The organism is Pollutimonas thiosulfatoxidans (genome assembly GCF_004022565.1).
GTDB classification, from domain to species: domain Bacteria; phylum Pseudomonadota; class Gammaproteobacteria; order Burkholderiales; family Burkholderiaceae_B; genus Pusillimonas_D; species Pusillimonas_D thiosulfatoxidans.
This window is the reverse complement of the sequence record NZ_CP022987.1, coordinates 1,148,885-1,168,807: the sequence shown is the minus strand read 5'-3', so window position 1 is coordinate 1,168,807 and position 19,923 is coordinate 1,148,885. Positions and strand designations below refer to the sequence as shown.

Sequence of the window (19,923 nt, the reverse complement as noted above, 5' to 3'; positions counted from 1 at the left end):
CCTCGCGGCCGTCCTTGCTGTTTGGCCGCAGTCTCAGTATAGGCGCTTCAATTCCGCAGCCAGTATCAAGGCGTGATTGTGCTCGGTGTCTTTGGCGCCATACACCAGCGTTATCTTGCCGCCCTGCGCGGCCTGTATGAGCTCGCGCAGGCGCGCCTGCTGGTCGGCCTCGCGCAGTTCGGCCTGGTAGCTTTCCTGGAATTGATCCCAGTGCTCGACCTTGTGGTCAAACCATTTGCGCAGCGCCGGGCTGGGCGCGAGATCTTTGTTCCAGTCATCGATGGCCAGGTCTTGCTTGGCAATGCCACGCGGCCACAGCCTGTCGATCAATACGCGATAGCCGTCACCCGCCGATGCGGGTTCGTACGCGCGTTTGATTTTTACAGGATGCTTCATGACGGCCGCGTCATCTCGATGGGTTTGATCCAGGCGTCGTACTGCTCGTCCGAAACAAAGCCGGATGCCACGGCGGCTGTCCGCAGACTGGTCTTTTCCTTGTGCGCCCGTTTGGCGATAGCGGCCGCCTTGTCGTAGCCGATATGGCGATTCAGGGCCGTGACCAGCATAAGGTTTTTGTCCAGGTTCTCGGCTATGCGCTCGTGATTCGGCTCGATGCCTATAGCGCAGTGGTCGTTGAAGGCCACGCAGGCGTCGGCCAGCAGCTCTATGCTTTCCAGCACGTTATGAACCATGACCGGCTTGTACACATTCAGTTGGAAATTACCCTGGCTACCCGCGAAAGCCGTGGCGGCGTCATTGCCGAATACCTGTACACAAACCATGGTCAAGGCCTCGCACTGCGTCGGGTTGACCTTGCCCGGCATGATGGACGATCCCGGCTCGTTGTCCGGGATGGTAAGTTCGCCTATGCCGCAGCGCGGCCCGCTGGCCAGCCAGCGCACGTCGTTCGCCATCTTCATCAGTCCGCCTGCCAGCGTGCGCAGTGCTGCTGATAAATTGACCAGGGCATCGTGCGCAGATAGCGCAAAGAACTTGTTGTCGGCGCTGCGAAACGGCAAGCCGGTAATGTCGGCAATGCGCGCTGCCGCGAGCTCGCCAAAGCGGCGATGCGCATTCAGGCCGGTGCCCACAGCCGTGCCGCCGATCGCAAGGTCATAGATGCCTGGCAGCGCGGACTGTACCGCATCCAGCGCGAAGTCTATCTGCGCCACCCAGCCGCCGATCTCCTGGCCCAATGTTATAGGCGTGGCATCCTGCAAATGGGTGCGGCCTGTCTTGACGATGTCTTGATAGGCGTCGGCTTTCTGTGCCAGGGTGTCGCGCAACTTACCTACAGAAGGAAACAGCCGGCGGGCGAGTTCTTGCGCCACGGCAATATGCATGGCGGTCGGAAAGGTGTCGTTGGACGACTGGCCGCGATTGACGTGATCGTTGGGGTGTACCGGTGTCTTGCTGCCTCGTGTGCCACCTGCCATTTCGATGGCCCGATTAGAGATGACCTCGTTGGCGTTCATGTTCGACTGCGTGCCCGAGCCGGTTTGAAACACCACCAAGGGGAATTCGTCGTCCAGCGTGCCGGCAATAACTTCGTCGGCGGCCCGCACGATCAGGGCGGCGATATCGGCGGGCAGTTCGCCCAGTTCGGCATTGGCCTGGGCGGCGGCTTTTTTCAGGATGCCCAAGGCGGAGATCATGGACGGCTGCCAAGTAAAGCGGTCCACACCTATCGGAAAGTTCAGTATGGATCGCTGCGTCTGCGCGCCCCAATAGCGGTCGGCTGGTACCGCGATGTCTCCCATGGAGTCCGATTCGATGCGCGTTGCTGCCATGATGCCTCCTGTTGTGTCTCGTCGTTAACTATACGCCCTTGATGCGGCTTGGTCAGGCATCTCCACCTCGCGAAAGCGGTCGGCCCAGGCCTGGGCGACATCCAGCATGCGGTTGGCGAAACCCCACTCGTTATCGAACCAGACGAACAGATTGGCAAAGCCATCGCCATTGGTGCGCGTTTGGCTGCCATCTATGATGGCCGAGTGCGGATTGTGGTTGAAATCGACCGACGCATGAGGATGATTGGAATAGGCCAGCAAGCCCTGATAGCGAGTCGTGGCTTCCATCATCAAGGCATTCAATTGCTGCTCGGTGACATCGCGCCGCAAGGTAAGCATCAGGTCGATGGCCGACACGTTTAGGATGGGAACCCTTATGGCCTTGGCCTGCACCTTGCCGGCCAACTGGGGCAACAGGCGCTCTACCCCTTGAGCCAGTCCGGTGGATACCGGGATAATGGACTGCATGGCCGAGCGCGTGCGGCGCAGGTCGGCATGATGGTAGCCGTCGATCATGGGCTGGTCGTTCATCACCGAGTGCAGGGTTGTAAGGAAGGCGTGCTCGACGCCAAACGCGGCGTCCAACTCCGACAGCACCGGAATAATGGCATTGGTTGTGCACGAGGCGTTGGACACCAGGCGCTCGTGTCCGGTCAGGCCGTCCTGATTGATGCCGTGGACGACGGTGTAGTCGACATCCTGGGCGCTGTTGCCCGGCTGCGATAGCAGCACGCGCGGGCAGCCGGCATCCAGGAAAGGCTGCAATTGTTCGCGCGACCCGTAACGGCCGGAACACTCCAGCAAAATGTCGATATCCAGGGTCCGCCAGTCTACGGCGTCGGGTTCATGCTCGTGGCTGACCTGTACGAGCCTGCCATTGACCAGCAGGCCGTCGCCCGCCTGCTCTATGGTCCCAGGAAACACGCCGTGGGTAGAGTCGAACTGCGACAAATAGGCCATGGTTGCCAGGTCGGCCGGTTCGTTGATGGCGACGATCTGACACCCGCTATTGTGCGGCGACTCGTAAAGGGCGCGCAGGACACAGCGGCCGATGCGGCCATAACCATTGATTGCCAGGCGTAAGGGGCGGCTCATTCATTTCTCGGTGACGATGGGGAATGTCCTTACTGTACTACGTTGGTGGCGGCAATCGCTGCCAGCGATCGCCGCCGCGCGAGGCGTGTGAGGCCTCGCAGAACTGAAGGTTTACATCGTTGGCATCACGAACTCGTTGCCCTTGGTGATGTTTTCCGGCCAGCGCTGCATGATGGACTTCTGCTTGGTGTAGAAACGGACGCCTTCTTCACCATATGAATGCTGGTCGCCAAACAGGCTGCGCTTCCAGCCGCCAAAACCATGCCAGGCCATGGGCACGGGGATGGGTACGTTGACCCCCACCATGCCGACCTGAATACGCCGCGCGAACTCGCGGGCGCTATGGCCGTCGCTGGTAAAGCATGACACGCCATTGCCGAATTCGTGGCGGTTGACCAGGTCGACCGCTGCACCGAGATCCGGCACATGCACGCAAGCCAGTACGGGGCCGAAGATTTCTTCCTTGTAGATGCGCATCTCGGGCGTTACCTTGTCGAACAGCGTACCGCCAACGTAGAAGCCCTGATCGTGGCCCGGCACTTTGTGGCCGCGGCCATCCACCAGCAGTTCGGCGCCCTCTTCCACACCGATGGCGATGTAGTTCTCGATGCGTTCCAGTGCTTCCTTGGTAATGACCGGGCCCATTTCGGCATCCAGATGCATGCCGTCCTTGATCTTCAGCGTGCGGGCACGCTCTTGCAAGGCGGGCAGTATTTTCTTGCCTACATCGCCCACCAGCACGGCAACCGAGATGGCCATGCAGCGCTCGCCGGCTGAGCCGTAGGCGGCTCCGGTCAGTGCATCCACGGTGCGTTCGATGTCGGCGTCCGGCATGATGATCATGTGGTTCTTGGCGCCGCCCAGCGCCTGCACGCGCTTGCCGAAATGGGCGCCGCGCTCGTATATGTACTGAGCAATCGGCGTGGAACCCACAAAGCTGATGGCGGACACATCTTCATGTTCGAGCAAGGCATCGACCACGACCTTGTCGCCCTGCACCACGTTGAACACGCCGTCGGGCAGTCCGGCTTGCTTGAACAATTGCGCCATGAATATCGAAACGCTGGGATCGCGCTCGCTGGGCTTCAGTATGAAAGTATTGCCGGTGGCGATGGCCATGGGAAACATCCAGCACGGCACCATGCATGGGAAGTTGAACGGCGTGATGCCGGCAACGACGCCCAGCGGCTGGCGCATGGTCCAGTTATCGATGCCGTTGGCAACCTGCTCGGTGTAATCGCCCTTCAGCAACTGCGGGATGCCGCAGGCGAATTCAATAACATCAATGCCACGGGCGACTTCACCTTGCGCATCGGTGAAGACCTTGCCGTGTTCGGCCGTAATCATGGCTGCCATGGTGTCGATGTTGTCGTTCATCAAACCAAGGAATCGATTGATGATGCGCGCGCGGCGTACTGGCGGCGTGTCGGCCCACGCGGGCGCAGCAGCTTTGGCTGCGGCCACAGCGGTCTGGACGTCTTCTACCGTCGACAACACCACCTGGCGCGCGACGCTGCCCGTGGACGGGTTGTATACCGCCTGCTTGCGATCGCCCGTGCTGGCCACGACGGAGCCATTAATGAAATTAGCGACATCGGCGTTGTCGGTATAGGCCGACGGCGTGGCGACGGACGAGTGTTGATCCTTCATGGCATATCCTTGATGATCGGTTGGAATGAGACGAGTATAGGTAGCATACCGGCACGCAACAAGCCTCTATTGCTGGATTCATTGTTTAATATATTAGACAATGGCCGCTTGCGAGGAGCATGGAATGAAACAGGACAAACCCGAGCTATTGTGGTCCCACATCTACTGGCTCGCCATACTGGGCACGACGGGCAGTTATACCGCCGCGGCCCGTCGGCTGGGTGTCAGCAAAGGGGCGGTCAGTCAGCGCATTGCCGAGCTCGAACGGGTTTCCGGGGTGGCGCTGGTGCAGCGCAGTACCCGCAGCGTCCGCCTTACCGAAGCTGGCCGCGCGCTGACCGAAGGCACGCGCCTGGCCTTTGCCACCATAGAACAAGGCTTTGACAGTATTCGCGACCTGGCCGAAACGCCGCGAGGCGTGGTGCGCGTGACGATGCCCGTAGCGCTGGGCCGCCAGATCATCATGCCTTTGATCGGTCCGTTTCTGCAAAGCTGCCCCGACGTGCGCCTGGAGGTCGAACTGATTGACCACCTTAGTTCCCTGGCCAAAGAAGGCTTCGACCTGGCTATCCGCCACACCAGCAACGTACCGGAGACGCATGTCGCCTGGCTTTTGCGGCCGTCGACCACTTTACTGGTCGCAGCCCCAGGCTATCTGGAGAAGCATGGTCACCCGCGCGCGCCCAGCGACCTGGCCCAGCATAACTGCCTGTACTATCTGCGCTCTGCCGCGGCCCCCGCCTGGAGTTTCGTCCACACGCGTCGTCCCGACGAACGGCACAGCGTCGCCATCAGCGGCAGCTTCTGCGCCAACAACAGCGAGGCACTCAGGGAACTGGTGCTGGCCGGGCAAGGCCTGGCTTTACTGCCGGACTTCAGCGCGCAGCAAGACGTGAATGAAGGCCGCCTGGTGCACTTGCTGCCGGCCTGGAAACCGGCAGGTGTCTTTGGCGACGCCATTTATGCAATAAGGCCGTACAGCGCGTACGTGCCCCGGGCAGTACGCGCTTTCGTGGAGCATCTCAGGCAGACTTTGCAGCCTGCCGGCCCGCCAGCCAAACCCGCAGACAGTCCCCGGCGCGCTGTCGCAGATAGCCCGCGGCGTCGTCACACGCCTGCGCCAAAGTAAGCGGCCCGGGCGTCAGGCTGAATGCCGCCGTTATGCCAGCCTCGTACAAGGCTTCGTAGCCCTCCCCCAAGGAACCGACGATGGCTATAACCGGTATGCCCTGGGCACGCGCGTAGCGGGCGACCCCGGCCGGGGTCTTGCCCAGCAAGGTCTGGGCGTCCATGCGCCCTTCCCCGGTAAAAACCAAATCGGCCCCCTGCAATGCCGCCGGCAGGCCGGAAAGTTCGGCAAGCAGTTCCACGCCGGGCCTGAAAGAGGCGTTGAAACAGGTCTTTACCGCAAAGCCCAGTCCGCCCGCGGCACCCATGCCGGGAAGATTGCGCTCGTCCTTATTGAAGTGCGCAGCGCAAATATCGGCGAAATGCGCCAGGGCGGCATCCAGCTCGGCCACGTCTTGCGGGCTGGCGCCTTTTTGCGGGCCGAATATCGCTGAGGCGCCGCGCGGGCCGCATAAGGGATTGTCGACGTCGACAGCGATTTCGAAATTGACCTCATGCAAGGCGGGATCCACGCTTTCCATTGACAGCCGCGCCAGCCGCGATAAGGCTGCGCCGCCAGCCGGCAACTCCTGACCCTGCTCGTCCAGCAGCTTTACGCCCAGCGCCTGCAGCAAGCCGGCGCCGGCATCGTTGCTGGCGCTGCCGCCCAGGCCCAGCACGATATGGCGGGCGCCGGCGGCCACGGCCTCGGCGATCAACTGGCCGACGCCATAGCTGGTGGCCTGCAAGGGCTGGCGTGCCTGAGGTGGTATCTGCTCGAGCCCGGCCGCCGCGGCCATTTCGATGAAAGCCTTGCCCTCCCCCAGCCAGCCCCAGTCGGCTGTTGTGGGCTGGCTATTGGCATTCATTACCTGTGCGCTGCGCCGCTTGCCATCCGTAGCGGCCAGAACCGCGTCCAGCGAGCCTTCGCCACCATCTGCCATGGGCACGCAGACAACGAAGGCTGTGGGCAGCGCATCTTTGATGCCCAGTGCAATGGCACTGGCGACGTCCGCAGCAGACAGGCATTCCTTGAACGAATCGGGTGCAATCACGACACGCATGATCATGCCACCACGTTACGCGGCTGGCCGCGCTGGAATGCTTCGATGTTGTCTATCAGTTGATCGGCCAAGCCTTGTATGGCCTCGGCGCTGGCCCAGGCGACGTGCGGCGTCAGGATGAAATTAGGCAGTTCCAGCAACTGGACCAGCGGATGGTTGTTCTCTGGCGGCTCGGGCACCGCCACGTCGAAACCGGCGCCGCCTATCTTGCCGGCGCGCAAGGCTTCAGCCAGGGCAAGCTCGTTGACCAAGCCACCGCGCGCGGTGTTGATCAGCAAGGCATCGCGCTTCATCAGCTCGAGCTCGGGCGCGGCGATAAGGTCGCGCGTCTGATCGTTTAGCGGGCAATGCAGTGTGATGACATCGCTTTGGGCCAGCATGGTCTCGAAGGGCGTGTACAGGCTGCCCTGGCCAGAGCCGCCTTTACGCGCCGCGAACAGCACATTCATACCCAATGCCCGTCCAATGGCCGCAACCGACTGGCCCAATGCGCCCTCGCCGATGATGCCCAAGGTCGACCCGGACAGATCCTTGATGGGATAGTCGAAATAACAGAATTGCTGCGCATCGTACCAACGGCCGGCCTTGACGGAATCGCGATAGGCCACGATGCTGCGCCGCAGGGCAAACATAAGCGCGAAAGTATGTTCGGGCACGCTATGCACCGCGTAGCCCCGAATGTTCGACACCACAATGCCCCTGGCCTTGCAGGCCTGCAAGTCCACGTTGTCGGTGCCGGTTGCCGCCAGCGCGATCATCTTCAAATTGGGCGCCTGTTCGATCGCCTCTTGGCGGACCGGCACCTTGTTGGTGATGACGATATCGGCATCGGCAATGCGCTCTGCGACCTGGTCGCGAGTGGTTCTGCCGTGGATAATCAGTTCGTGATCGAAGCCGGCTGCACGCAGCCTTGTATCGGGCGAAATCGTGTCGCGGTCCAGAAACACTAGCCGCAAGGGTCGGTCAAGCATGAAATATCCTTCTCGTTCAAGTGCACAGCACGCACATGGTAATCCGATATAGTAAGCATATCTATGACTGCCCTACAGGATGCCTGCTACATGCTCCCAGAACAATATGCTGTACAAGACTTCTTCCGCAATCCCGAGCGGGGCTTCTTTCGCCTATCGGAAGACGGTGCGACCCTGGCCTTCATGCAGCCGCACAGCGTCGATGGCGCGCCTGCCCGCATGAACATCTTTGTGCAGGACTTGCGCGGCAGCACGCCCGTGGGGCCAGTGCGCCGCCTGACCTCGGAAACCGAAAGAGACATCGCACAATACTTCTGGAAGGGATCGCATACCATCATCTTCGAAAAAGACTTCAATGGCGATGAGAACTTCCATGTTCTGGCCGTCGACATACGCAGCGGCCAGCTTGCCGACTTGACGCCTTTTACCGGCGTACGCGCCAGCATTGAGGACGACCTGCAAGACGATCCGGACCATATCCTGATCAGCCATAACGGCAGCAACCCCGAAGTCTTCGACGTGTATCGCGCCCATATACGCGACGGCGCCCTGGCCATGGTTGCACAGAACCCGGGAAACATCGTCGGCTGGCAAACCGATCATCAGGGCCGAGTACGCGTTGCCATGGCCAGTGACGGCCTGGATACCACCTTGCTGTATCGCGATTCGGAAGACCTGCCCTTCAGCCCCTTGTTGACCACGGATTTTCGTACTGTCGTCAGCCCCGAGTTTTTCGATTTCGATAATCGCCGCCTATATGCGCTAAGCAATCGCGGCCGCGATTGTCTTGCCCTGGTCAAGATAGATCCGGCCGAGCCAGACACGGAGCAACTTGTGTTCAGCGCCGATGGCTACGATCTGGACGCCGCCGGCTACTCGCGGCTGCGCAAGGTACTGACCGTAGCGGCTTACCAGACACACAAGCCGGTGTATCACTTTTTCGATGAAATCAGTGCCGCTCGTCAGGCGCGCCTGGAAGCGAAGCTGCCCGGTTATGAAGTGGCGCTGCAAAGTGGCACAAAGGACGAAACCAAATTCATTGTGGCCGCCTACAACGACCGCACGCCCGGCGCCCGCTACCTTTACGACGCGGTCAACGACACCCTGGACAAGCTGGCCGACATCAACCCCGCCCTGCCTGAAGCCAACATGGCGCCGGTGCATCCCATACAGTACCAATCGCGCGATGGCCTGATTATTAACGGTTACCTGACTCTGCCCGTAGGTCGCGACCCCCGCAAGCTGCCCTGCATCGTGAACCCGCATGGTGGGCCCTGGGTGCGTGACGGCTGGGGTTTCAATCCCGAGGCCCAATTTTTGGCCAACCGCGGCTATTGCGTGCTGCAGATGAACTATCGCGGATCGACCGGCTACGGACGGGAATTCTGGGAAGCCAGTTTCGGCCAGTGGGGCTTGCGCATGCAGGACGACATCACCGACGGCGTCCAATGGCTGATTGATCAAGGCATAGCCGATCCTGCCCGCATCGCCATTTATGGAGGCAGCTACGGCGGTTACGCCACGCTGGCCGGCATCACCTACACGCCAGACCTCTATGCGGCCGCTGTAGACTATGTGGGCGTCTCCAACCTGCTGACCTTCATGAACACCATACCGCCTTACTGGAAGCCCATGCTGACCAAAATGCATGCCATGGTAGGCAACCCCGATACAGATCGCGAGCGGCTCGAGGCCACCTCGCCGGCGTTAAATGCAGACCGTATCCGTACGCCGCTATTCATTGCGCAAGGCGCACACGATCCGCGCGTCAACAAGGCCGAAAGCGACCAGATGGTTGCGGCGCTACGGGCGCGTGGCGTGGAGGTCGAATACATGGTCAAAGACAACGAAGGCCACGGCTTTCACAATGACGAAAACAAGTTCGAATTTTACGAGCGCATGGAAGCTTTCCTGGCGCAGCACTTGCAACCTGAGGAACATCAATAATGAAGCTTTACTACCTGCCCGGCGCCTGCCCGCTGGCCGCACATATTGCCTTGGAATGGATAGGCCAGCCCTACCAGATTGAAGAAGTCCCTCGCGACCAGCTCAAGCAGCCCGCCTTCCTGGCCAAGAACCCGCTGGGCTCGGTTCCTGTATTAGAGGACGGCGACCTTACGCTGACCCAAAGCAGCGCCATACTGGAGTATCTGGCAGAACGCCACCCCGAAGCCGGCTTGATGCCTGACACGATAGCCGGCCGCGCCGAAGTCAGGCGTTGGCTGGGCATCTGCAACGCCGACATCCATCGCAGCTTCGGCAATATCTTTGCCGCGCCATCATTTGTCAGCGCCCCTGAAACGCAGCAGGAACTCATCAGCAAGACCAGCGACAAGCTGAAGGCTTATTTCGGCGCCATAGACCGCCACATGCAAGGTCGGCAATGGCTGGCGGCAACGCGATCCATCGCTGACCCTTACCTGTATACCGTGATGCGCTGGGCCAAGCTCAAACAAGTCGATCTTTCCAACATGAAGAACTTGCAGGCCTTTTTTGGACGCATGGAAGCCGAGCCGGCCGTACAGGCCGCGCTGAAGGCTCAGGGGCTTTCGTAGCTAGGTGTGGCGGGCGCCCGCCCGGGCGCACCGCCGTCAGCCTGGGCTAGGCACCCAGGTAAGCTTTGCGGACCTCGTCGTTTGCCAGCAAATTCATGCCGGTGTCCGCCAGTACGACCTTGCCGGTTTCGAGCACATAGCCGCGGTCGGCAACTTGCAGCGCCTTGTTGGCGTTTTGCTCGACCAGAAATACCGTCACGCCCTCTTCCCGTATGGTGCGGATGATGTCAAAGATTTGGGCGATGATCAGCGGAGCCAGGCCCAGCGTCGGCTCATCCAGCAATAGCAAGGTAGGTTTGGTCATTAATGCCCGGCCGATGGCCAGCATTTGTTGTTCGCCGCCCGACATGGTGCCGGCGCGCTGGTTGGCGCGCTCTTTCAGACGTGGAAACAGCTCGTAGACGTGGTCCAGGCCTTCGTCGATCTCGCGCGCCTTCAGGAAGAAGCCGCCCATCTTCAGGTTCTCGGCCACGGTCAGGTCGGGAAAGACCCGGCGCCCTTCCGGAGAGATGGCGATGCCGCGCCGCATGATGGTGTGCGTATCGCACTGGGTAATGTCCTCGTCCAGGAAGGTCACGCTGCCGCTGGCGGCACGCGGAGATCCGCAGACCGTCATCAGCAGCGTGGTCTTGCCGGCGCCATTGGCGCCGATCAAGGTGACGATCTCGCCTTTATTGACCTCGACGGAAACTCCATTAAGCGCCTGAATTGCACCATAGTATGTGTGGACGTCTTGCAGCTTCAGCACTTATTCTTCCCCCAGATAGGCTTTGATGACACGGGGGTCGACGCGGACATCGGCGGGCAATCCCGTGGTAATGGGCTTGCCATGTTCCATGACCAGAATGCGGTCCGACACGCCCATGACCAGGCTCATGTCGTGTTCGATCAGCAATACGGCGACGCCGAACTCGCGACGCAGTTGGTCGATCAGTTGCTGCAGATCGCGCTTCTCTTGTGGGTTCAGGCCTGCAGCCGGTTCGTCCAGCATCAGCAGACGCGGCTTGGTGATCATGCAGCGCGCGATCTCGAGGCGGCGCTGGTGCCCATAGGCCAGGTTGCCGGCCTCGCGATTGGCAAACTGCCGGATGCCCATGAAGTCCAGCCAGTCGGCGGCGTTCTGCAATGCCTCGCGCTCGGACTTGCGAAACGACGGCGTCTTGAACAGGCCTGGCAGCAGGCGCGACTCGATATGCGTATGCTGGGCCACCATCAGGTTTTCCAGTACCGTCAGGTTCTTGAATAGGCGCACGTTCTGGAAGGTGCGCACCAACCCTTGCTGGGCTACCTTGTGGCTGGGCAGGCCGTTGATCTTCTTGCCATCCATGGTGATGTCGCCGGCGCTGGGCTTGTAGAAACCCCCGACGCAATTGAAGACCGTCGTTTTGCCCGCCCCGTTGGGGCCGATGATGGCGAAGACTTCGTCTCGCTTGACCTCGAAAGCAACCTGATCCACCGCCAACAAGCCGCCGAACCGCATGGTCAGGCCTGAGACCTCCAACAAAACGTCGCTCATGCCTTCAACTCCACTTGCGGACGTTTGACCGGCAGCAAGCCCTGCGGACGCCACATCATCATCAACACCATTACCAAACCAAAAATCAACATCCGGTACTCGGCGAACTCGCGCGCGATCTCGGGAACGACCGTCAGCACGATGGCGGCCAGTATGACCCCCACCTGGGAGCCCATCCCGCCCAGCACCACGATGGCCAGAATCAAGGCTGATTCCATGAAAGTGAAGGACTCGGGGTTGACCAGGCCCTGGCGGGCAGCAAAGAAAGCGCCGCCAAAGCCGGCAAACATGGCGCCCATCGTGAAGGCCGACAGCTTGATGCGGGTGGGATTCAAGCCCAACGACCGGCAGGCGATCTCGTCTTCGCGCAGTGCCTCCCAGGCCCGGCCGATAGGCATGCGTATGACCCGGTTGGATACGAAAAGCGTGATTAGCGCCAGGCACAGCGCCATCAGATACAGATAAATAATCACGTCCTGGTTATCGAAGTTCCATCCGACCAGCTCGTGGAAGGTTGTTACGCCCTCGGGCGGCCGGCGCATCATGGGATAGCCAAAGACCGTGGGCTTGGGTATGCCGGATATGCCGTCCGGCCCGCCGGTCAGCGAATACAGGTTGATCAGCAACAGGCGGATGATCTCGCCAAAGCCCAGCGTGACGATGGCCAGGTAGTCGCCTCGTAATCGCAACACCGGAAACCCCAGCAGAAAGCCAAACAGGGCCGCCATGCCGCCGGCAAAAGGCAGCGCTTCCCAGAAGCCCCACCCCGCCCAGTGATACAGCAAGGCGTAGGTATACGCGCCCACTGCGTAAAAGCCCACGAAGCCCAGATCGAGCAGGCCGGCGAAACCGACCACGATGTTCAGGCCCAGGCCCAGCATGATGTAGATCAGCACCAGCGTGGCGATGTCTACCTGGGCGCGTCCTGTAAAGAAGGGCCAGACCAGCGCGATGGCCACCAGCAGGAAAATCAGCCCGCGGCGCGCCGGATCGGTCAGCACGGGCAAGGACCGCTTTTTACCGCCCAGCTTTAACAGCCGCGCCAAAAAGGGCCGCAACATCTGGAACACAAACACGATGGCCATGCCCCACAAGACCATGTCCCATTCTGGTTGCAGGTGGGTCTGCATGCCCGTGCGTACGATTTGCAGACCGAAGATAGGCGCGATGATTACCCCGGCCATAAAGGCCGCGATCAGCGAATTCTTGATGTTGCCCATTACACTTTTTCCACTTCGGGTTTGCCAAGAAGGCCTGTAGGCCTGAATAGCAGAATGAAGACCAGCAGCCCGAAGGCGACGATATCCTTGTATTGAGACGAGATATAGGCGGCAGCGAAGGTTTCGGCCAGCCCAAGCAGCACCCCGCCCAGCATCGCGCCGGGTATGCTGCCGATGCCGCCCAGCACGGCGGCCGTGAACGCCTTGATGCCGGCGATGAAGCCTATGAAGGGGTTCAGCTTGCCGATAGCCAGTGCAATCAGTACCCCGCCCACCGCAGCCAGCATGGCGCCAATGATGAAGGTAAACGAGATGATGCGGTTGGTGTCTATGCCCAGCAGGTTGGCCATGCGCAAGTCTTGCGAACATGCCCTGGACGCGCGCCCGATGCGCGAATACTTGATGAACAGCGACAGCGCGATCATGAGGACTACCGTGACGACAATGATCATGATGCGCGAATAAGGCGCGGTGATCACGAAATCAGAGCCCAACTGGAACTGCACCGAACCGGTGATGAGGGCCGGGACGGCCATGTCGCGCGCCCCTTGGCCAATAGCCACCCAGTTCTGAAGAAAAATCGACATGCCGATGGCCGAAATCAGCGGCACCAGTCGTGGCCCGCCACGCAAAGGTGCATACGCGACTTTTTCGATTGCGTAGCCGTACACGCCGGTAATCACGACGGCCACCATCAGCATGATAAGAATAATGACAGGCAGAGGCAGGCCGCTATTGACCCCTATGGCCGATAAGGTAACCAGACCCACATAGGCACCGATCATGTAGATCTCGCCATGTGCGAAGTTGATCATGCCGATAATGCCGTACACCATGGTGTACCCAATGGCGATGAGCGCGTAAATGGCGCCGAGCGACAAGCCGTTAAACAGCTGTTGCGTCAGTTGGGGAATAAGCTCAGACATAAAACCGGAGATCCAACAGAGTCGGCCTGGCTGTACTACGCCTGGACCGACCGGGAAGAAAAGAAAATGCTCCAGCCCTGTCGGGCTGGAGCAGCAACATGCAGATTACAGCTTCAGTTGTTCGAGTTCGCCTGCTTTGTCCCACTTGAAGACTGCAAATTCAAACTCTTTCAGGTCGCCCTTGGCGTCGTACTCGACCTTGCCGATAGCGGTGTTGAAGGTATTGGTGTGCATGTAGTCGGCCACCTTGGCGGGGTCTTCACCGACGGCATTGATGCTGTCCACAAGAATTTGGACGGCGGCATAGGCGGTAAGCGTGAAGGCACCGTCTGGGCTGCGTTTGTATTTCTTGAAGTTTTCCAGCACTTTCTCGTTGCCTGGCAGCTTGGTGAAGTCGGCTGGCAGCGTAACCAGCAGGCCTTCCACGGCTGGGCCGGCGATGGCGACGAGATCTTTGTTGGCAACGCCCTCTGGGCCCATGAACTGGGTAGCCAGGCCTTGCTCGCGCGCCTGGCGCAGCAGCAGGCCCAGCTCGGCGTGATAGCCACCGAAGTAGATCAGGTCGGGGTTGAGGGATTTAAGCTTGGTGATGACCGCCGAGTAGTCGCTGTCGCCAACGTTGATGCCTTCGAACAAGGCGACTTCAGCACCGCCCTTGGTGAGGTTGTCGCGAACTTGCGTGGCGACGCCCGAGCCATAGGTTTGCTTGTCGTGCAAAATGGCGACGGTCTTGGGCTTGAGGTGCTGGATGATGTAGTTGGCGGCAAACGGACCTTGCTGATCGTCGCGGCCTATGGTGCGGAAGAAGTAATGCGGCTTGATGGTGTCGGTTACCAGCGGCGACGTGGCCCCCGGGGTAATGGCGACGATGCCTTCTTGCTCGTACACGTTCACGGCGGGCACCGTGGTGCCGGAGCAGGCGTGGGCAACGGCGAACTTGGCGCCGGAATTGATGACGCGGTTGGCGGCAGGTACGGCCTGCTTGGGTTCGCAGCCGTCATCAATAAGCAGTGGCTCGAGCTTCTTGCCCTTGACGCCGCCCGCATCGTTGATGGCTTCGATGGCTGTCAGCGCACCGGCCTGGATCTGGTCACCGTATTGGGTGGCCGGGCCCGTCATGGGCTGCGGGATGCCGATTTTGATGGTGTCTGCAGCGTACGCGCTGCTTGCGATGGCCAGGGCGCCGATCGCCAGGGCTAATGGCGAAACTCGTTTAAAAAACTTCATGCCTGCGTATCTCCGGGTATGAGCTTGTCGCAAATGTGGTTTCATGTTACGAAATCACGAACCTTTTTTACGGCAAGCCATGTTATTAGCTTCCGCCTGAATGGCTACGGTATTCTGACGATTCGTATCCGGCCTGTCACTACGGATAAGCCCTTACCTGATTTGCGCCGGTCGGGCCAGATTCCACATCAGCGCCCGGAAAGGCGCCAACATAAATGCGTTGACCACAAGCTTGACGATCAGGTCACCCACAAGCAAGGCAACCCAGTTGATCCCGGTGCCGGCAAATGCCAGGCTGAAGAAAACAAAGGTGTCCAGCGTGGCGCCAACTACCCCGCCCAACAAGGGCGCGCGCCACCAGCGTTGTTCGCGCAGGCGATGAAAGACCTGGATATCGGCCAACTGGGCGCACAGGAAGGCCAACCCGGAGGCCAGCGCGATACGGGGCGTCGCCACCCACATGGATACGACCAATGCCAGCATGAAGCCGATATAGGCCACCTTGCGAGCCGCCTGGGGCCCGAAGCGGCGGTTAAGCAGGTCGGCGACCAGGAAGGCGACCGGATACGAGATGGCTCCCCAGGTAAGCCACTGGTTGATGGGGTACTGAACCAGGACGTTGGACCCGACCACCACCACGCCCATGGCCAGCACGGCCAGAACGAACTGCGTACGCGTCATGGAAACAAAGTTAGGCGTGGACTTCAATTTGCGGACTCTTCAGATAGTTGCGCCGCCCGCTCACGAGCCGCCTGCATGGCCTGGCGCACAATGGCCGGAAACCCTTCGCGCTGCAATACATCCAGCGCCGCGGCGGTAGTGCCGCCCGGTGAGGTCACACGCTCGCGCAGCGTGGCCAGGCTTTCGTGAGACAGCGCCGCCAATTGGGTCGCACCCGTTAGCGTAGCCAAAGCCAGCGTCTTGGCCTGCTCTTCGGTCAGCCCCTGCTGAACCCCAGCGGCGATCATGGATTCCAGGAACAGAAAAACATAGGCCGGGCCGCTGCCCGATAGCGCCGTGACAGCGTCGATACCGGCGTCGTCCTGCACCCATACAACCTCGCCCACCGCGCGCAACAACTGCTGGGCAATCGCCTTGTCGTCTTCCGTTGCGCCGTCCAGCGCCATCAGGCCACTGGCACCCGCTGCGATCAATGCCGGCGTATTGGGCATGCAGCGTATCACCCGTGTGAACGGCTGGGCTGGGCTACCCAGCCAGTCCGCAATTGTGCCGGCCGACACGCCGGCGGCAATGCTGATGACCAGCGTATCTTCCTGAAGGAAAGGTCGGCAATCCTGGACGACCTGGCGCATGGCTTGCGGCTTGACCGCAAAGATCCAGACGCGACGACACGCAAGGGTTTCGTCGGGTCCGGTCGCAACCGACACGCCCTGCTTCACCCAGCGATCCAGCACAGGTTGGTTGGGGTCAATGATATGGACATCATGGGCGCCGCAACGCTTGCCAATGAGTCCGGCTGCAAGCGCGCTGGCCATATTGCCGCCGCCGATAAATGCAATGGTGAGTTCTTTATTCATAAGCGCGTTATTGTACGATTTTCGAGCAGCCGGGATCGGGCGCATCCGAATTGACCGCCCACCCTGAATGTCGTTACAGTCACGCTCATGTCATAAACCCGTCATACACTGCGGACCGCACAACCTATCAATGAGTCCGTCAAACGTCCTGTTTGACAGCGCTACAGGAGAACACCCGATGCGAGCCAAATTACTAGCCCTTACCCTAGCCAGCGCGTTCGCCGGCATGGGCGCCGCCCATGCAGCCACCGACATTAATTTCTGGCATTCGATGCAGGGCGCGCTCGGCGAGCGTGTCAACGCGCTGGTGGAGGATTTCAACAAAAGCCAGTCCGACTATGTCGTGCACGCGGTCTACAAAGGCACCTACGGCGAGTCCATGAACGCCGGCATTGCGGCTTTCCGCGGCGGCAATGCGCCCGACATCCTGCAGGTCTTCGAGGTCGGTACGGCCACCATGATGTATGCCAAAGGCGCCGTCCAGCCCGTACAGGAAATGTCCGAGCAGGTAGGCGACCCCATCAATCCCGACGATTTCCTGGGTGCGGTGGCCAGCTACTACTCTTCGCCGGAAGGCAAACTGGTGTCCATGCCGTTCAATAGCTCGACTCCGGTGTTCTATTACAACAAGGACGCCTTCAAGAAAGCCGGCCTGGATGCCGACAACCCACCCAAGACCTGGGAAGAAGTCGCCGAGGCAGGCAAGAAGCTGCGCGCGGCAGGCCTGGAATGCGGTTACACCACATCGTGGCCCTCGTGGATTCAGCTGGAAACCTTCGGCGCCTGGCATAACACCCCCTACGCCTCGCAAGACAACGGCTTTGGCGGCCTGGATGCGCGTCTGCAAATCGACAAACCCTTGTTTGTGCGCCACCTGACCTTCCTGTCCGACATGGCCAAGGAAGGCACATTTACCTATGGCGGTCGCGGCGACGCGTCCAACGCCTTGTTCACCGGCGGCAAATGCGGCATGTTTACCGGCTCCAGCGGTAATCGCGCCAACATCATCAAGACCGGCGACTTCGAGTTCGGCACATCCAGCCTGCCCTATCATGCAGACGTTGCCGGAGCTCCACAGAACTCCATTATCGGCGGCGCATCGCTGTGGGTGTTTGCCAAGAAAACGCCCGAAGTCTACAAGGGCGTAACGCGTTTCTTCAAGTTCATATCCAGCCCCGAGCAAGCGGCCTCATGGCACCAGGCCACCGGTTACGTGCCGGTGACCAAGGCCGGATTCGAAGTCACCCAAAAATCGGGCTTCTATGACAAGAACCCCGGCTCTGACGTTGCCGTCAAGCAGCTGGACGCCACGACCACCGAGAACTCCCGCGGCATACGCCTGGGATACCTGCCCCAGATTCGCGATATTGAAGACGGCGAAATGGAGCAGATATTCGCCGGCAAGGTCACACCCGAGGAAGGTCTGAACAACATGGTCAAGCGTGGCAACGAGTTGCTTGTGCGCTTCGAGCGTAGCGTAAAGTAAGACGTAACACTGCCACATGGAAAAACGCGTCGTATTCAGCCATAAAGCCTTGCCGTATCTGCTGTTGGCACCGCAGTTGGCGATTACGGTGATCTTTTTCTTCCTGCCCGCCGGGCAGGCTCTGTGGCAGTCCTTCAGGCTGGAAGATCCTTTCGGCCTGTCTTCCCAGTTTGTTGGATTGGCGAACTTTGCCGAACTGTTCGCCAACTCCGACTACATCAATTCCTTCAAGGTCACGGCGGTTTTCTCCATATTGGTAGCTGTCCTGGGCCTGGGCATTTCTTTATTGCTGGCCGTCATGGCCGACCGCGTCGTCAAGGCGGCTGCGGTGTACAAGACACTACTTATCTGGCCCTACGCCGTTGCAACTGCCGTTGCCGGCGTGCTGTGGCTGTTTCTGTTTTCGCCTTCCGTAGGCATCCTGGCTGTGGCGCTGATCGAGCTGGGCATAGCCTGGAACCCCCGCCTGGACGCCGACGACGCCATGACGCTGGTCGTGATCGCCTCGGTCTGGAAACAGATTTCGTACAACTTCTTGTTCTTCCTGGCCGGCTTGCAGTCCATACCGCGCTCGCTGATCGAGGCAGCCGCCATCGACGGCGCCAGCCCCGCCAGGCGCTTCTGGACGATTACCTTTCCCTTGCTGTCGCCCACCACCTTCTTTTTGCTGGTGATCAACGTCATCTATGCGTTCTTTGATACCTTCGCGATCATCGACATCATGACGCAAGGCGGGCCGGGAACCAGCACGTCCATCCTGGTCTACAAGGTGTATAACGCCGGCTTCAAGGGCCTGGACCTGGGTTCATCTGCCGCGCAGTCCGTCATCCTGATGTTCATCGTCATCATGCTTACTGTTGTGCAGTTCCGCTATATCGATCGCAAGGTCAACTACTGATGCAAAACTGCGAGCCATGATAGAGCGCCGTCCCATACTGGATATCATCACCCACCTTGTGCTGCTTGCCGGGGTGGCCGTCATCGCCTTTCCGTTGTACGTGACCTTTGTGGCGTCCACGCAGACCGCACAGGAAGTCGCCCAGGCACCCATGTCGCTGCTGCCGGGCAGCCACTTCCTGGAGAACTACTACACGGTGTTGGTAGGCGGCGCGGCCAACACGCCGCCGGTCGCTCGCATGATGTGGATCAGCACCGTCATGGCGCTGGTGATTGCCGTGGGCAAGATAACGATCTCCATGCTGTCCGCGTTTGCCGTGGTGTATTTCCGCTTCCGCTTCCGGATGTTCTTCTTCTGGATGATATTTGTGACGCTGATGCTGCCTGTAGAAGTGCGCATTGCGCCTACCTACCAGGTCGTGGCCGACCTGGGCATGCTCAACAGCTATGCCGGCCTGACCTTGCCCTTGATCGCTTCGGCAACAGCCACCTTTCTATTCCGCCAGTTTTTCCTGACAGTGCCCGACGAATTGATCGAGGCCGCACGCATAGACGGTGCCGGCCCCATGCGCTTCTTCAAGGATGTGCTGTTGCCACTGTCGCGCACCAGCATCGCCGCCCTCTTCGTCATTCAGTTCATCTACGGCTGGAACCAATACCTGTGGCCATTGATCATCACCACGCAGGAAGACATGTACCCGGTGGTCATCGGCATCAAGCGCATGATTGCCGGTGGCGACGCCGTAACCGAATGGAACCTGGTCATGGCCACCGCCCTGCTTGCCATGATCCCGCCCGTGGCGGTGGTGGTCTTCATGCAGAAATGGTTCGTCAAGGGCCTGGTAGACGCAGAGAAATAATGAAGATAGCCGCGGCTAGCG

At 60.1% G+C, this 19,923-nt stretch carries 19 protein-coding genes; 6 read left to right on the top strand and 13 right to left on the bottom strand.

The features are described from left to right. Positions 1-33: 33 nt before the first annotated feature. The 4 genes from CKA81_RS05635 to CKA81_RS05620 all read right to left on the bottom strand — a co-directional run bounded on the left by CKA81_RS05635 (position 34) and on the right by CKA81_RS05620 (position 4,535). Entirely contained in the window at positions 34-396 is a 363-nt protein-coding gene (locus CKA81_RS05635) for a DUF488 domain-containing protein (protein WP_128354416.1), read from the bottom strand. Then, on the bottom strand, positions 393-1,790 hold the full coding sequence (fumC, locus tag CKA81_RS05630; protein ID WP_128354415.1) for a class II fumarate hydratase: 1,398 nt from the start codon (positions 1,788-1,790) through the stop codon (positions 393-395). The genes CKA81_RS05635 and fumC overlap by 4 nt, the downstream gene beginning before the upstream one ends. A gap of 24 nt (positions 1,791-1,814) precedes the next feature. Continuing rightward, positions 1,815-2,885 carry a type I glyceraldehyde-3-phosphate dehydrogenase gene (locus tag CKA81_RS05625; protein WP_128354414.1) on the bottom strand — a complete coding sequence of 357 codons (1,071 nt, stop codon included), beginning with the start codon at positions 2,883-2,885 and terminating at the stop codon, positions 1,815-1,817. 111 nt (positions 2,886-2,996) lie between these two features. After that, the gene (locus CKA81_RS05620) at positions 2,997-4,535 is read right to left on the bottom strand and encodes a CoA-acylating methylmalonate-semialdehyde dehydrogenase (protein ID WP_128354413.1); all 1,539 of its coding nucleotides are present in this window, start codon (positions 4,533-4,535) and stop codon (positions 2,997-2,999) included. A 124-nt stretch (positions 4,536-4,659) separates the two neighbouring features. Here CKA81_RS05620 and CKA81_RS05615 point away from each other — a divergent pair, with 124 nt between their 5' ends. Continuing rightward, the gene (locus CKA81_RS05615) at positions 4,660-5,664 is read left to right on the top strand and encodes a LysR family transcriptional regulator (protein ID WP_128354412.1); all 1,005 of its coding nucleotides are present in this window, start codon (positions 4,660-4,662) and stop codon (positions 5,662-5,664) included. On the opposite strand, the gene CKA81_RS05610 is transcribed toward CKA81_RS05615, so the two are convergent. After that, a complete protein-coding gene (locus tag CKA81_RS05610; protein ID WP_128354411.1) occupies positions 5,558-6,706 on the bottom strand; it encodes a glycerate kinase in 1,149 nt (382 codons plus the stop codon). The genes CKA81_RS05615 and CKA81_RS05610 overlap by 107 nt on opposite strands. Positions 6,707-6,708: 2 nt before the next feature. Then, positions 6,709-7,677: a D-2-hydroxyacid dehydrogenase gene (locus tag CKA81_RS05605; RefSeq protein WP_128354410.1), complete on the bottom strand. Its 969-nt coding sequence runs from the start codon at positions 7,675-7,677 to the stop codon at positions 6,709-6,711. Positions 7,678-7,767: 90 nt separating this feature from the next. Here CKA81_RS05605 and CKA81_RS05600 point away from each other — a divergent pair, with 90 nt between their 5' ends. Both CKA81_RS05600 and CKA81_RS05595 read left to right on the top strand, forming a co-directional pair. Then, positions 7,768-9,624: an alpha/beta hydrolase family protein gene (locus CKA81_RS05600; protein WP_128354409.1), complete on the top strand. Its 1,857-nt coding sequence runs from the start codon at positions 7,768-7,770 to the stop codon at positions 9,622-9,624. Further along, complete coding sequence (locus CKA81_RS05595; protein ID WP_128354408.1) at positions 9,624-10,232, top strand: glutathione S-transferase family protein; 609 nt, start codon at positions 9,624-9,626, stop codon at positions 10,230-10,232. Before CKA81_RS05600 ends, CKA81_RS05595 begins: the two co-directional genes overlap by 1 nt. Before the next feature lie 46 nt (positions 10,233-10,278). Here CKA81_RS05595 and CKA81_RS05590 read toward each other — a convergent pair whose 3' ends face one another. From CKA81_RS05590 to proC, 7 genes are all read right to left on the bottom strand, one after another. Further along, on the bottom strand, positions 10,279-10,980 hold the full coding sequence (locus CKA81_RS05590; protein WP_128354407.1) for an ABC transporter ATP-binding protein: 702 nt from the start codon (positions 10,978-10,980) through the stop codon (positions 10,279-10,281). Beyond that, positions 10,981-11,748, bottom strand: coding sequence for a high-affinity branched-chain amino acid ABC transporter ATP-binding protein LivG (gene livG / locus CKA81_RS05585; protein WP_128354406.1), 768 nt, complete (start codon positions 11,746-11,748; stop codon positions 10,981-10,983). It abuts the gene before it with no gap. Further along, positions 11,745-12,968 (bottom strand): high-affinity branched-chain amino acid ABC transporter permease LivM, encoded by a 1,224-nt coding sequence (locus tag CKA81_RS05580; protein WP_128354405.1) that lies wholly within the window; start codon positions 12,966-12,968, stop codon positions 11,745-11,747. Before CKA81_RS05580 ends, livG begins: the two co-directional genes overlap by 4 nt. After that, a complete protein-coding gene (gene livH, locus CKA81_RS05575) occupies positions 12,968-13,894 on the bottom strand; it encodes a high-affinity branched-chain amino acid ABC transporter permease LivH (RefSeq protein WP_128354404.1) in 927 nt (308 codons plus the stop codon). Before livH ends, CKA81_RS05580 begins: the two co-directional genes overlap by 1 nt. Before the next feature lie 105 nt (positions 13,895-13,999). After that, a complete protein-coding gene (locus CKA81_RS05570; protein WP_128354403.1) occupies positions 14,000-15,121 on the bottom strand; it encodes a high-affinity branched-chain amino acid ABC transporter substrate-binding protein in 1,122 nt (373 codons plus the stop codon). 153 nt (positions 15,122-15,274) lie between these two features. Beyond that, a complete protein-coding gene (locus tag CKA81_RS05565) occupies positions 15,275-15,802 on the bottom strand; it encodes a queuosine precursor transporter (RefSeq protein WP_128356606.1) in 528 nt (175 codons plus the stop codon). A 23-nt stretch (positions 15,803-15,825) separates the two neighbouring features. Next, complete coding sequence (proC, locus tag CKA81_RS05560) at positions 15,826-16,659, bottom strand: pyrroline-5-carboxylate reductase (RefSeq protein WP_128354402.1); 834 nt, start codon at positions 16,657-16,659, stop codon at positions 15,826-15,828. 178 nt (positions 16,660-16,837) lie between these two features. On the opposite strand from proC, the gene ugpB reads away from it, so the two are divergent. The 3 genes from ugpB to ugpE are packed head-to-tail and all read left to right on the top strand — an operon-like array spanning position 16,838 to position 19,902. Further along, positions 16,838-18,145, top strand: coding sequence for a sn-glycerol-3-phosphate ABC transporter substrate-binding protein UgpB (gene ugpB / locus CKA81_RS05555; RefSeq protein WP_128354401.1), 1,308 nt, complete (start codon positions 16,838-16,840; stop codon positions 18,143-18,145). Positions 18,146-18,161: 16 nt separating this feature from the next. Then, complete coding sequence (gene ugpA / locus CKA81_RS05550) at positions 18,162-19,043, top strand: sn-glycerol-3-phosphate ABC transporter permease UgpA (protein ID WP_128354400.1); 882 nt, start codon at positions 18,162-18,164, stop codon at positions 19,041-19,043. A 16-nt stretch (positions 19,044-19,059) separates the two neighbouring features. Then, on the top strand, positions 19,060-19,902 hold the full coding sequence (ugpE, locus tag CKA81_RS05545) for a sn-glycerol-3-phosphate ABC transporter permease UgpE (protein WP_128354399.1): 843 nt from the start codon (positions 19,060-19,062) through the stop codon (positions 19,900-19,902). Positions 19,903-19,923: the final 21 nt, after the last annotated feature.